At 72.6% G+C, this 12,891-nt stretch carries 8 protein-coding genes; 4 read left to right on the forward strand and 4 right to left on the reverse strand.

Annotation, left to right across the window (positions count from 1 at the left end; all coding sequences use genetic code 11):
- Window positions 1–156 precede the first annotated feature (156 nt).
- From M2283_RS23730 to M2283_RS23740, 3 genes are all read right to left on the reverse strand, one after another.
- Window positions 157–1,389 (reverse strand): VWA domain-containing protein, encoded by a 1,233-nt coding sequence (locus M2283_RS23730; protein ID WP_280878365.1) that lies wholly within the window; start codon window positions 1,387–1,389, stop codon window positions 157–159.
- 181 nt (window positions 1,390–1,570) lie between these two features.
- Window positions 1,571–4,426 carry a DUF5682 family protein gene (locus M2283_RS23735; protein WP_280878366.1) on the reverse strand — a complete coding sequence of 952 codons (2,856 nt, stop codon included), beginning with the start codon at window positions 4,424–4,426 and terminating at the stop codon, window positions 1,571–1,573.
- A 355-nt stretch (window positions 4,427–4,781) separates the two neighbouring features.
- Window positions 4,782–5,999, reverse strand: coding sequence for an ATP-binding protein (locus tag M2283_RS23740; RefSeq protein WP_280878367.1), 1,218 nt, complete (start codon window positions 5,997–5,999; stop codon window positions 4,782–4,784).
- Between the two features lie 133 nt (window positions 6,000–6,132).
- Between M2283_RS23740 and M2283_RS23745 the strand changes: the two genes are divergently transcribed.
- A complete protein-coding gene (locus tag M2283_RS23745) occupies window positions 6,133–7,491 on the forward strand; it encodes an SWIM zinc finger family protein (RefSeq protein WP_280878368.1) in 1,359 nt (452 codons plus the stop codon).
- 94 nt (window positions 7,492–7,585) lie between these two features.
- Complete coding sequence (locus M2283_RS23750; protein ID WP_280878370.1) at window positions 7,586–9,322, forward strand: DUF5691 domain-containing protein; 1,737 nt, start codon at window positions 7,586–7,588, stop codon at window positions 9,320–9,322.
- A gap of 99 nt (window positions 9,323–9,421) precedes the next feature.
- Here the strand turns inward: M2283_RS23750 and M2283_RS23755 are convergent, their stop codons facing one another.
- Window positions 9,422–9,838 (reverse strand): cobalamin B12-binding domain-containing protein, encoded by a 417-nt coding sequence (locus M2283_RS23755; protein WP_280878371.1) that lies wholly within the window; start codon window positions 9,836–9,838, stop codon window positions 9,422–9,424.
- Window positions 9,839–10,216: 378 nt separating this feature from the next.
- Here M2283_RS23755 and M2283_RS23760 point away from each other — a divergent pair, with 378 nt between their 5' ends.
- Together M2283_RS23760 and M2283_RS23765 are read left to right on the forward strand one after the other, a co-directional pair.
- A complete protein-coding gene (locus tag M2283_RS23760) occupies window positions 10,217–11,083 on the forward strand; it encodes a lipase family alpha/beta hydrolase (protein ID WP_280878372.1) in 867 nt (288 codons plus the stop codon).
- A gap of 299 nt (window positions 11,084–11,382) precedes the next feature.
- Complete coding sequence (locus M2283_RS23765; RefSeq protein WP_280878724.1) at window positions 11,383–12,879, forward strand: M23 family metallopeptidase; 1,497 nt, start codon at window positions 11,383–11,385, stop codon at window positions 12,877–12,879.
- Window positions 12,880–12,891 lie beyond the last annotated feature (12 nt).

Below are 12,891 nucleotides of genomic sequence, written 5' to 3' on the forward strand. Positions count from 1 at the left end.
ATGTCCGTTTTGCTGGCCGAGTTGGTGTCAACGGGTCGACAAGTCGCTTGCTGTGCAGGCGAGTTGCAGAGCCGCTCAGTGGTGAGCCGACCGGCCCCGAGCCGACGAATCCCGGGCCCCGAACCCTGGGCCCCCGAACCCTGAACCGTCGTCACGTCACGCCGTGTCCGGCACCGGTATCGGCCGCTTCTCGATCGCCGCCGCCATCACCTCCGGGAACAGGTCGGGCGTGCACGCGAACGCCGGTGCCCCCAGCGCTGCCAACGCCGCGGCATGCTCCCTGTCGTACGCCGGCGCCCCTTCGTCCGAGAGCGCCAGCAGCGCCACGAACTGCACCCCCGACGCCTTCATCGCCGCGACCCGCTTCAGCATCTCGTCGCGTATCCCCCCTTCGTAGAGGTCGCTGATGAGCACAACCACCGTCTCCGCGGGCCGGGTTATCTGGGACTGGCAGTAGGCCAGCGCCCGGTTGATGTCCGTGCCGCCGCCGAGTTGCGTGCCGAACAGCACGTCGACCGGGTCGTCGAGCTGGTCGGTGAGGTCGACGACTGCCGTGTCGAAGACGACCAGCCGTGTGTTGATCGACCGCATGGAGGCCAATACCGCCCCGAACACCGACGCGTAGACGACGGAGGCCGCCATCGACCCCGACTGGTCGATGCAGAGGACGACCTCCTTCTTCACCGACTGGGAGGCACGCCCGTACCCGATGAGCCGCTCGGGCACGATCGTCCGGTACTCCGGCAGGTAGTGCTTGAGGTTGGCCGCGATCGTGCGGTTCCAGTCGATGTCGTGGTGGCGCGGCCGGTTGATACGGGCGCTGCGGTCGAGCGCGCCGGCGAGGGTGGCCCGGGTGCGGGTGGCGAGCCGTTTCTCCAGGTCCTGGACCACCTTGCGCACGACCGCCCGTGCCGTCTCCTTCGTCGTCTCCGGCATCGCCTTGTTCAGCGAGAGCAAGGTGCCGACCAGGTGCACATCGGCCTCCACCGCCTCCAGCATCTCCGGTTCGAGAAGCAGCGCGGACAGCCCGAGCCGGTCGATGGCGTCCCGCTGCATCACCTGCACGACGGAGGAGGGGAAGTACGTCCGGATGTCCCCGAGCCAACGCGCCACCGACGGAGCCGACGCCCCGAGCCCAGCCGAACGGTCCCGCCCCGCCTTCGCCTGCCCCTCACCCCTCCCGTACAGCGCGCCCAACGCCCCGTCCATCGCGGCGTCCTGCCCCGACAACGCACACCCGGTGCCGTCGGCCGAGTCGCCACCGAGCACAAGCCGCCACCGCCGAAGCCGCTCCTGTGTCGCATCCGTGGGCGTGCCCGTATCCGAATCCGTATCTCTATCCGTGCGCGTGCCCGTGCCCGTGCGCGTGCCCGTAGTCCCGGTGGTCATCCCCGCACCTCCGCACGGCACCGGTCCCACAACGGAACCACCGTCACGGTCGTCGCCGGCCGACGGCAGTCCCGCGCCCCCTGCCCCCGCCTGGGCGCATGCCCGTGCCCGTGCCCGCACTCGCTCCCGCCGCCGTCCACCGCTTCGCCCTTCTCGGCCACCTGTGCCCGCCCGTCGGTCCTCATCGAGCCACCCCCACAAGGTTGTTGTCCGCGTCCTCTGCCATTCCGTCCACGCCGTCCAGTCCCAACAGCAGCCGCACCACAGGCAGTACGGCGTCCGCGCGCCCGGCATCGAGCTCGGCCGCGAAGCCGGGAATCCCGGAACCGGTCACCGCCGTATGCCCCGACCGTCCGGGCCCACGCCGGACCAGCTCACCGAGGGTCCGCCGCACCCCCGGCTCGTACGCCGAGAACGTCCGCCGCAACAACGGCAGTACGTCGGTGAACGCCCCCGGCGGCACCCCCGTCAACCAGGCGTCGACCAGCGCGAGCAGCCGCTCGTCGTGCACGAGTAGCATCCCGCCCCCGGACCCGCCGCCCACGAACCCCTCGATCCACGCGGCCGCGTCCCCCGGCGCCGTCCCCGGCGACAGCACGAGCCCCATCAGCCGAGCCGCCTCGTCCTGCCCCAACTCCCCTTCATCCAGCAGCAACCGCACGGCCCGCCCCCGCACCACCCCGGCGACGCTGTCCCGTACCCCCAACACCCGCAACACCCGCTGCCACCGCCCCCGCAGGGCGGCCCCAACAGCCTGATTCCCGGCTACGGGATCACCCGGCGCCACCCCCGCCACCGGCCCACCCTGCGCAGGCGCGTCACCCACTACCCCCGCGCCGTCAGAACCCGGCTCAGACCCGCCACTCGACGCCGGAGCCGACCCGTCCGCCTGCGCCGGTACGGCGACCGCCTCCCCCGCTCCCTCGGAGCCTGGCGAGACTCCGTCGCTCGGCGCCTCGGCCCCCACCCCGGCCCCGGAACCATCCGGTGTCGTCGGCGCCGCTAGATCACCCTGCGCCTCTGCGTCGCCCGCCGTCCCCCCGAGGCCCGGCCCAGACCCATCGCCCGGCGCCCCAGCCACCCCATCGCCCCGCACCGGTGCGTCGACCGTCTCCCCGGCCTCCGCCACCCCAGGCGTTGCAGCACCGCCCGCCCCCTCCGCCGTCCCGCCCACCCGAACAGGCGCGTCGGCCAGCAACCCCACCGCCCCATGCACCGCGTCCAGATGGCGGCGCATCTCCTCGGCCGCGTCGGGGTCCAGGGCGGCGCAGGCCGGAGGGAGGCCGACGAAGATGCGTTCGGCGAGGCCCGCGGCGACCCCGGCCAGGGCCCCCGTGTCCGTGCCGCGCACGTCGCCGTATCGCAGCGAACGAACCAGGGCAGGCAGGGCCTGGGCGAGATGGCCGACGTCCGTGTCGAGGGCGGCACGGTCGGCGAGGACCCGCATCACCACGGGCAGCGCGTCGGGCAGTTCGGCCAGCAGGCAGCGCTCCGCGAGCCCGGTGACGTCGGCGAGGCCCCGCGCACTCACCGCGTCCGCCTCGGCCTTGGCCGTCGCGGCGCCGAGCACGGTCGTGCCCCACACCCCGGCCTCGGCCACCCGCACGGACAACTCCGGCTCCCACCGCAGTCGCCACGTCTCCCGGAACGTACCCGTACTCCCCCGCGAGGCCGTCGGCTCACCCCACCCGATGCCCAGCAACCGCAGCCGGTGCAGCAACCTGCTGCGCCCGGCATCGGTCTCCTTGCGCAGATCGAGCTCCAACTCCCGCTCCAACGCCTCCGGTTTGAGCCGCAGCCGACGCTGGATCCGGTCGAGGTCCCGCTGCAACGGCACCGCCGGAGCCGACCGCGGCACCTCCCCCAGCACGTCCCCCACGACCAACCGGTCGTGCACCAACGCCAGCGGCACGTCCGAGCCCTCGCACATCACCGCCCGCACTGCGTCGGTCGTCTCGCCGAGCCCCGGCAGCGGACGCCCGCGCATCGCGGCCAGTGTCTCGGCCAGCCGCACCGCCTCGATGACATGCGCCGAGGACACCAGCCGGTCCTGGTCCCGCAGCAGCCCGGCCACCTTGGTCAGCCACCGCTCGACCGGCCGGTCCGGCGCGCTGAACAAGTGCCCGTACCAGCCCGGCGAGTCGATCCCCGCCCCGTAGCCGCTGACCCGCGCCAGCCTCCGATGCGTCCACGGCACCCACGTCATGTCCGCCTTGACCTTGGGCAACCCCTTCACCAGCGCCCGGTCGGCGGCGACAACCGTCCGCTGCCGCAGCGCCGGCACGTGCCAGGCCCCGCACACCACGGCCACGTCGTCCCCGAACTCACGCTGAGCGGCGCGCACTTGGAGCCGCATGTACGCCTCCCGCACGAGGTCCCGGTCGTGTCCCCCGCCGCCGTAGGTCTCCCGCAGCGCCCCCATGGCCTCTTCCAGCGCGGCGAACGGCGCGAACGCGTCCCCCTCCCCCACCCCCCGGTGCTCGACGACGTCCTCCCACCACCGCTCGGGATCGTCGTAACCGGCGGCTTCGGCGAGCACGGCGAGGGGATCGATCCGGACGGAGGCGTCGAGGGCCGGTCGGGCGCCAGCCTCGTCGGACTCCCCTCCCGGCGTCTCGTCCGCGCCGTCCGACTTTCCCTCCCCCTCGTCCGGCCCGTCCGCCGGCCCGTTCTCCCATGCCAGCGTGTGCGTCGCCGGCAAGTCGATGAAACGGGCCGGGACTTCGTGCTCCAGGGCCCAGCGGATGGCCACCCACTCCGGCGAGAACTCGGCCAGCGGCCAGAACGCCGAGCGGCCTGGCTCGTCCACGGCATGGGCGAGCAGGGCGACCGGCGGTCGCATGTCCTCGTCGGCGGCCAACGGGATCAGGAAGTCGGCCTCGGGCGGGCCCTCGATCAGCACGACCTGCGGCCGGGCCGTGTCCAGTGCCGCCCGCACCGCCCGCGCCGACCCCGGCCCGTGGTGCCGTACGCCCAACAGCAGCGGACGCCCGCCGATCGCCCCACTCCCACCCCGCTCAGGGTCAAGACCCGTCACAACGTCCCCCTCCTCACCGCACCCACCGACCTCACCCGCCGCCGGCCCTCCCGAAACCGCCCCCGACCGCCGTCCCGCCGTCGAAGCCACCGCCGCCCCCATAGACCCCGCCTCCCCCGCCCCGACCGTTCCCGTCCCCGCCGTCCCCGGCCTCCGCCCGCGCCGCCCCTTCCGCCCCCGGCAACCGCGCAGGCCATGCACACCGAGCCGCCCGAGGCTCCCGAGCCGCTCGCGCCTTGGCTCCCGCCCGAACTACCCGAGGCCCCCGAGCCATCTGAAGCCCCCGAACCGCTCCCCGACCCCGATCCGCCCGATCCCTGGCCCCCGCCGGAGCGGCCCCACCCCAGATCGTTCGTCACACGCTCACCTCTCGGCAGGCCCGGTAGAAGTCCGTCCAGCCGTCGCGCTCCCGCACGACCGCCTCCAGGTACTCCTGCCAGATCACGCGGTCGGCCGCCGGGTCGCGGACGACCGCGCCGAGGAGGCCCGCGGCGACGTCGCCGGCCCGCAGCACGCCGTCGCCGAAGTGGGCGGCCAGCGCGAGGCCGTTGGTGACGACGGAGATCGCCTCCGCCGTCGACAGCGTGCCGCTCGGCGACTTCACTTTCGTACGGCCGTCGGACGTCACCCCGTCGCGCAGCTCACGGAAGACCGTGACGACTCGGCGGATCTCGTCGATGCCGTCGGGTGCGGCCGACAGGTCCAGGGAGCGGCCGAGCTGGTCGACGCGGCGCGAGACGATGTCGACCTCGGCCTCGACGCTCTCCGGCAGCGGCAGCACCACCGTGTTGAAACGGCGGCGCAGGGCGCTGGAGAGGTCGTTGACCCCGCGGTCGCGGTCGTTGGCCGTCGCGATCAGGTTGAAGCCGCGGACCGCCTGCACCTCCTGCCCCAACTCCGGTATCGGCAGCGTCTTCTCGGACAGGATCGTGATGAGCGTGTCCTGCACGTCGGCGGGGATACGGGTCAGCTCCTCCACGCGCGCCGTCATCCCCTCCGCCATGGCCCGCATGACCGGGCTGGGCACGAGGGCATCGCGGCTGGGGCCGTGGGCGAGCAACTGCGCGTAGTTCCACCCGTACCGGATCGCCTCCTCCGGTGTGCCCGCCGTGCCCTGCACGAGCAGCGTCGAGTCACCGCTGACGGCGGCGGCCAGGTGCTCGGACACCCAGGTCTTGGCCGTGCCGGGCACGCCGAGCAGGAGCAGGGCGCGGTCGGTGGCGAGGGTGGTGACGGCGACCTCGACGAGGCGGCGCGGGCCCACGTACTTCGGCGTGATCACCGTGCCGTCCGGCAGGGTGCCGCCGAGCAGATACGTCGCCACGGCCCACGGCGACAGCTTCCAGCGGGTCGGGCGCGGGCGGTCGTCCTGCGCGGCCAATGCGGCGAGTTCATCGGCGAAGGCGTTCTCGGCGTGCGGCCGCAGCACTTCTTCTCCGTGCGTGGAGGTGTGCGCACCCGCGCCCACGCTCGCACCCGCGCTCGCGGAACCAGGGGTGTGCGCGCTCGGATTCGCGGGCGCGGACCCGTTCCCGCTCGGTTCCACGGGCGTCGGTTCTACGGACACAGTCATGGCTGAGGCCCCCTCCAGCTCTGCCGGTTCGGATCTGGTGTCCACCCTGCACCACGCCACTGACAATGCGTTCCGACCTGCGAAAACGCGCTCGCCGGACCGATTGTCAGTGGCAGGTTCTACCTTCGATGTCATGACTCAGCAGGGGGTGCGCTGGAGCGCGGATCAGGTGCTGGCACTGGCGCCTGACGCCGCATCACGCAAAGCGGGCAGCAAACTCGGGGCGGCCGGGCCGTGGTCCGAGGCGGGGAGTTCCGACGAGGGGACGGTGTGGGGGCTGTGCAAGGGCAGTGGCAGCAAGCCGTATCAGACGGTCGTCGACATCGCGGACGCCTCGGGGCCCGCGTACAAGTGCACTTGTCCGAGCCGGAAGTTCCCGTGCAAACACGCACTCGGGCTGCTGCTGCTCTGGGCGGGCGAGGACAGCGCGGTGGCGCCGGGTTCTCCGCCGCCGGACTGGGCGGAGCAGTGGACAGAGGGGAGGAGACAGCGCAGCGAGGAGAAGCGGACTGCAGGCAGCGCCGACTCCCCATCCGGCTCCGCCGACCCGGAGGCGGCGCGGCGGCGGGCGGAGCGCCGGGCCGAGCGAATCACCGCGGGCGCGACCGAGTTGGAGCAGCGCCTGGCGGACCTGCTGCGCGGCGGCCTGGCCGGCTCGGAGCAGACGGGTTACGCGCTGTGGGAGGAGACGGCGGCCCGCATGATCGACGCCCAGGCCCCGGGACTGGCCTCGCGCGTGCGGGAGTTGGGGGTGATCCCGTCGTCCGGCCCCGGCTGGCCGGTACGCCTGCTGGAGGAGTGCGCGCTGCTCCACCTCCTCGACCAGGCCTGGCTACGCGGTGAAAGGTTGCCGGAATCCCTGGCGGCAACGGTCCGCTCCCGCATCGGCCTCCCCAGCTCCGCCGACGGCCCGCCGGTGCGTGACCGCTGGCTGATCCTCGCCCAGTACGACACGGCGGACGCCCGCCTGACGACCCGCCGCATCTGGCTCTACGGCGCCGACACGGACCGCACGGCCCTGCTCCTCTCCTACGGCGCCGCCGGCCGCGCCCCCGAACTGGCACTGCCGGTGGGACTGACCCTGGACGCGGAGGTCGCCGCGTACCCGGGCACGGGACAGCCACGGGTGGCGCTGGGCGAGCAGTTCACGCCGCCGGCACCCGCCTCGATACGTCCACCAGGAGTGACGACGACCCAGGCCGCCGCCCGGTACGGCGAGGCACTGCGCGACGACCCTTGGCTGGACTCGGTCCCGATCACCCTGGACCGGGTCGTACCAACCCCGGCGAGCGACGGCTGGCAACTCGTGGACGCCGACACGGACACCGCGCTCCCTCTCACCCCCACAGCCCGAACCCGCCCCGGCCTCTGGCGCCTGATCGCCCTCTCGGGCGGCACCCCCGTCAAGGTCTTCGGCGAGTGCGGCCACCGAGGCTTCACCCCCCTGACGGCCTGGGCGGAGGGCACAGAAGAGGCGGTGACGCTGTGCTGACCCGCCGGCGCGCGATTCCGGTACGGCCCACGCCCACCCCCTCGTCCTCACCTTCGTCCTCACCCTCCACTCGCCCTCCACTGAGAGGAATCGCATGAGCAGCACGTCCGGCCCCGCGGCTGAACCCGTCCCGGTGACCGTGCCCACCTCCGTGGCTGAGTCCGTCCCTGCGGCCGAGTCGGGCCCCGCGAACCCGTCCGCGCCGAACCTCTGGGAAGAGCTCGTCACGGCCGCGCTGCTCGGGACAGACCGGCGTACACCGCCCGTCCACGGCCCCGGGCACGGGCACGCACCCGGGCACAGACATCAGGCACCGGTCGTGTTGCTGGACGCGGCGGCCGTCGAGACCGTACGGCGTCGGGCCGGGCTGCGACCGGCGCAGGCGGCCTCCCGCCCCGAGCCCGCCCCGCAGGACCCGCGCCCGGCGTTGCCCGCCGCGGCCGCCCGCAGGCTGGCGTTGCTGCTCGCCGACCGCCCCGGTACGGGCGGTGGGGGCCGTAGGGGCACGGCGCCGGACCTCATGGAGCTGTTGCCGCAGTGGCTCGCGGCGGCGAACGCGCGGGGTTTCGGGGCGCCGCCGCAGGTGCTGCCCGCTCTGCTGGACGCGGCGCGTGGGCGGACGGATCTGCGGCCGGCGGCGCTGACGTTCGCGGGGTCGCGGGCGGTGTGGCTCGCCCGGCTGAACCAGGACTGGCGGTTCGCCCTGCGCGCGACACCGGGTGGGGGCGCGGCGCTGCCCCGTCCGGACGACGTGGAGGGCACTCGACGGCTCTGGCAGGAGGGCCTGTTCGCCGAACGGGTCGCGTTGCTGTCCGCCCTGCGAGCCCGCGAACCGGCCGCCGCACGCGAGTTGCTCACGACGACCTGGCCGACGGAGCGGGCCGAGGATCGCCTGATGTTCCTCGACTCGTTGCGGTCGGGACTGGGCCCGCAGGACGAGCCGTTCCTGGAAGAGGCGTTGGCCGACCGCAGCCGCAACGTACGGGCGACGGCGGCGGAGTTGCTCTCCGCGCTGCCGGACTCGGCGCTCGCCGGACGGATGGCGGTCAGAGCCGGGGCGTGCGTGGCCGTCGACCCCATGCGGGAGACGCCGACGGTCGTCGTCGAGGCCCCGCACGAGTGCGACGCGAGCATGGAGCGCGACGGCGTGGTCGCCAAGGCCCCGGCGGGACGGGGTGAACGGTCCTGGTGGTTCGGACAGTTGGCGGAGGCGGCCCCGCTCGCGACGTGGCCGGCGCGGCTCGGCGGACGTACGCCCCAGGAGCTGGTCGCGCTGCCGGTGGCCGACGACTGGCAGGGCGACCTGCACGCGGCGTGGTGCCGGGCCGCGGTACGACAGCGGAACGCCGAGTGGGCGCGGGCACTGCTGGGCACGCCGTCCGCACCCGAGGCCGGCGGACCGGGGGCGGTGTCCCTGGCCGAACGGGCCAAGCTGCTCGGCACGTTGAGCGCCGCCGAACGCTCCGCCTGGGTCGCCGGGTTCATCGCGACGCACGGTCTGTCGGAGGCGTTCCAGTTGCTCGGGGTGTGCACTGTGCCGTGGTCCGGGCCGCTCGGGCGGGCGGTGGTCGACGCGCTCGACATCGCACGGGACGCGGGGAGTTACCCATGGAGCTTCAGCGGAGTCATGGGCCTCGCCGAACGCTGCCTCGACCCCGAACAGGCAAACCGCCTCGAAGGCCTGACCTCCATACCGGAGGAGGCGGAGGACGCGTCACCGGGAGCGGGCGGCTACTGGGCGGAGGCGTTCCAACGCCTGGTCACGACATTGCGGTTGCGGGCGAAAATGACGGAGGAGTTGGGGACGCCCCTCAGCCCGTCCGGCGTTTGAGGACAAGGCCCCTTCAGGGCCGAAGCGGCCGAAGCGGGGGTCCGGGGGCGCAGCCCCAGGAACCGTCACCCACCACCAACCCGCACCAATAAAACCGTCCTAGGCCCCGGTCGGCTGCCGCACGGCAACCCGTACCCAGTCCACGATCGCCTGCGTCGTAGCCCCCGGCGTAAAGATCTCCGCCACGCCCTTCTCCTTCAACGGCGCGATGTCCGCCTCCGGAATGATCCCGCCGCCGAACACGAGGATGTCCGTCGCGTCCCGCTCCTTGAGCAGGTCGATCACCGCGGCGAAGAGCGTGTTGTGGGCGCCGGAAAGGATGGACAGCCCGATCGCGTCGGCGTCCTCCTGGATCGCGGTGGCGACGATCTGCTCGGGAGTCTGGTGGAGCCCGGTGTAGATGACCTCCATACCGGCATCGCGCAGCGCCCGCGCGATCACCTTGGCTCCCCGGTCATGCCCGTCGAGCCCGGGCTTGGCCACCACTACGCGGATCGGACCGGCTGCCACACCCATCACTGCCTCCATGAAGCGACTACATCCATCCGTACCGACATGTGTACCGGCCTGCACACCACGGTGCTCACCGCAGAGCGAAGTGAACGAACGTTATCTCCAGCATCCCGCAACCGGCAGTTTCGCGGTGAAGACCGAGGGGGAAATCACACAGAGGGACACGTTCGTAGCGCATATTTTCGCGCGACGGGAGCCGCAACGAGGTCGCCGCACCACCGCGCCGCAGGCCGCGCGGCGTGGTGGTGCGGCGGGTCGACGCAGGCGGGACGGGCAGGCGGGACTGCCCGCCCGCCACACCGTCGACCGCCTTCGTCGCGACCTCCCACGAGGGCACACGGGGGACAGAGCCGTCTCACGTGTGCCGACAGGAGGTCGGCCATGAAGGTCACCGGGGCAGTGTCGCCCTTTCTTCCCCTCTGCCAGAAGCTGCTGCCGAGCCGGCTGGCGGGACTCTCCCTGACCCTGCTGAAAGCGACCGCGCTGGAGTTCGCGATCCTCGCGGGACACCTCCTCCTCTACCCCTCGGGCATCACCCAGGAGCGCCGAGGCCCCGCCGACCCGCTTCCCACACCGGACGGTGCCGCGCGGTTGCCCACCGAGAGCAAGCCCCCGGTCGTTCTCCTGCACGGCTTCATAGACAACCGCTCGGTCTTCGTCCTGCTGCGCCGCAGCCTCGCCCAGCACGGCAGGCAGCAGGTCGAGTCGCTGAACTACTCGCCGCTGACCTGCGACATCCGCACCGCGGCCGAGTTGCTGGGCCGGCACATAGAGGAGATCTGCGAGCGCACGGGCAGCGGGCAGGTCGACATCGTCGGGCACAGCCTCGGCGGACTGATCGCGCGGTACTACGTGCAGCGCCTCGGCGGCGACCTACGCGTCCGCACGCTGGTGACGCTCGGCACCCCGCACTCCGGCACCCGCGTGGTGCCGCTGGCCAACGCGCACCCGATCGTGCGCCAGATGCGCCCCGGCTCGGACGTCCTGGAGGAGCTGACCCGGCCCGCGCCGGGCTGCCGTACGCACTTCGTCAGTTTCTGGAGCGACCTCGACCACCTGATGGACCCGCTGGAGACCGCCTGCGTCGACCACCCCGACCTGATCGCGCAGAACGTGCGGGTGAGCGGAATCGGACATCTCGCTTTGCCCGTGCACCCCGCGGTCGCGACCGGGATACGGCAGGCGCTCGACACCCCGGAGACAGGATCCGAGGCAGCCGCGCGCGCCGACGGTCTGACGGTCGCGTGACGACGGCGCACCCCTCAGTGACGCCTCCGCAGAGCTGAGCAACGCCTCCGCACAGCCGTCCCACACCCCCCGGACGCCCCTCAAACAGCTCCCGCGCATCGAACGCTCTTCGAACACAGGGCCAAACCCTCGCCCGGCCTCCCCCGAAACACAGCCGAATGCCCGTTTCCTGCGAGCACAAAACCTGTTGAAGATTGTCGCGCCCGCGTACTGCCGGGTACAGTCGCCGCACTGCTCTGCCAGCCCCTGTTGTCGAGGCGAAAGAGAAGTTGGTGAACGACCGTCACCCGTCGGGGATCATGACCACCCCGGCTCCGGCTTCCGAGGCCGCCGCGACGCATTACGCGTCCTATGGCACCCAGGAAGGCCAGTACGGCGACTTCACCACGTACGGCGACTACGACGCCAACGGTTTCGCGACCGGTGCCGGCGCCCACGCCACAGCGACCTTCGCCGCCGACCCCCTCTTCGGCTGCCTCCCTGACGACGGCACCGGCGCCGCAGGCACCGGCACGTACGACAGCTCGACCTGGTCCACCGGCGGCCAGCAGAACCTGAACTACGACGCGTACGCGGCCCAGCACCAGGCCGCCTACGACACCGGCGCGTACGAGACGACCGCCTGGTCGGCCGAGTACCAGCAGCTCTCCGCCATCCCGCCGCAGGCCAACGGAAACGACACCTCCGGCCAGTGGGACGCGAGCGCCTGGCTCCAGCCCGACCAGACCACCGCCGCCGCCGACCAGACCCAGCACTGGCAGTGGGGCACGCAGGCCTTCGACACCGGCGCCTACGACGCCACGCAGTGGAACTCGGACGGTCAGAGCGGCGGCACCGACGCGCCCGCGACCGCCGTCTTCGAGCAGGTCGCAGCGGGCGAAGAGGGCGAGCGGCACGAGCAGTTCGAGGACTACTCCGAGTACGACACCGCCGGGTACGGCGAACACGCCCCGGCCGAGGGCGAGTTGGCCTCCACCGGTGAACTGCCCGCTGTGGCCCCCCTGTTGGACGACCAGGAAGAGGTCGTACCGCCGCAGGGCCGCGCGGCCACCAGGAACGCGAACCGCTCCCGCCGCCGTCCGCCCCCCAAGCGCTCCGCGCTGCTGACCATCGCCGTGCCGTCGGCGTGTGTGATGGGCGTGGCCGGCGTCGCCGCCGCCTCCGTCGGCACGTTCTCCAGCGAGCAGGACACGTCGACCACGGCCTCGGACACCACCGCGGTGAAACCGGCCGCCGCCAACAACAAGCTGGACGCCCAGCTCAAGAGCCTCTCCGCCGGCGCCGACGACTTCGCCGACCGGGCCAGCCGTACGCAGGAACGTATCGACCTCAAGGCCGAGCAGCTGGCCGAGAAGAAGAAGGCCGCCGCGGAGGCGGCCCGCAAGGAGCGGCTGCGCCCCAAGTACGCCCTCCCGGTCGCGCAGCACGGCCTCAGCGCCTACTTCGGCCAGGCCGGCATCAACTGGATGTCCGTGCACACCGGTATCGACTTCCCGGTCTCGTACGGCACGAAGGTGATGGCCGCGACCGACGGCACCGTACGGACGCAGTGGAACAGCGCCTACGGCAACATGATGATCGTGACCGCGAAGGACGGTACGGAGACGTGGTACTGCCACCTCTCCACCTACCAGGTCGCCTCCGGCACGACCGTGAAGGCCGGCGACCCGATCGCGTACTCCGGGAACTCGGGCAACTCGACCGGCCCGCACCTGCACTTCGAGGTCCGGCCCGGCGGCGGCTCGGCCATCGACCCGCTCCCGTGGCTGCGCAGCCACGGCATCAACCCGACGTGATCCCCTCGACTT

The sequence above is a fragment of the Streptomyces pseudovenezuelae genome (assembly GCF_029892565.1).
Classification (GTDB): domain Bacteria; phylum Actinomycetota; class Actinomycetes; order Streptomycetales; family Streptomycetaceae; genus Streptomyces; species Streptomyces pseudovenezuelae_A.

Excerpts from the sequence above, each read along its gene's own strand:
- M2283_RS23755 (WP_280878371.1), bottom strand. The coding sequence starts at position 9,838 with ATGGGTGTGGCAGCCGGTCCGATCCGCGTAGTGGTGGCCAAGCCCGGG.
- M2283_RS23740 (WP_280878367.1), bottom strand. The coding sequence starts at position 5,999 with ATGACTGTGTCCGTAGAACCGACGCCCGTGGAACCGAGCGGGAACGGG.
- M2283_RS23750 (WP_280878370.1), top strand. The coding sequence starts at position 7,586 with ATGAGCAGCACGTCCGGCCCCGCGGCTGAACCCGTCCCGGTGACCGTG.
- M2283_RS23730 (WP_280878365.1), bottom strand. The coding sequence starts at position 1,389 with ATGACCACCGGGACTACGGGCACGCGCACGGGCACGGGCACGCGCACG.
- M2283_RS23760 (WP_280878372.1), top strand. The coding sequence starts at position 10,217 with ATGAAGGTCACCGGGGCAGTGTCGCCCTTTCTTCCCCTCTGCCAGAAG.
- M2283_RS23745 (WP_280878368.1), top strand. The coding sequence starts at position 6,133 with ATGACTCAGCAGGGGGTGCGCTGGAGCGCGGATCAGGTGCTGGCACTG.
- M2283_RS23765 (WP_280878724.1), top strand. The coding sequence starts at position 11,383 with ATGACCACCCCGGCTCCGGCTTCCGAGGCCGCCGCGACGCATTACGCG.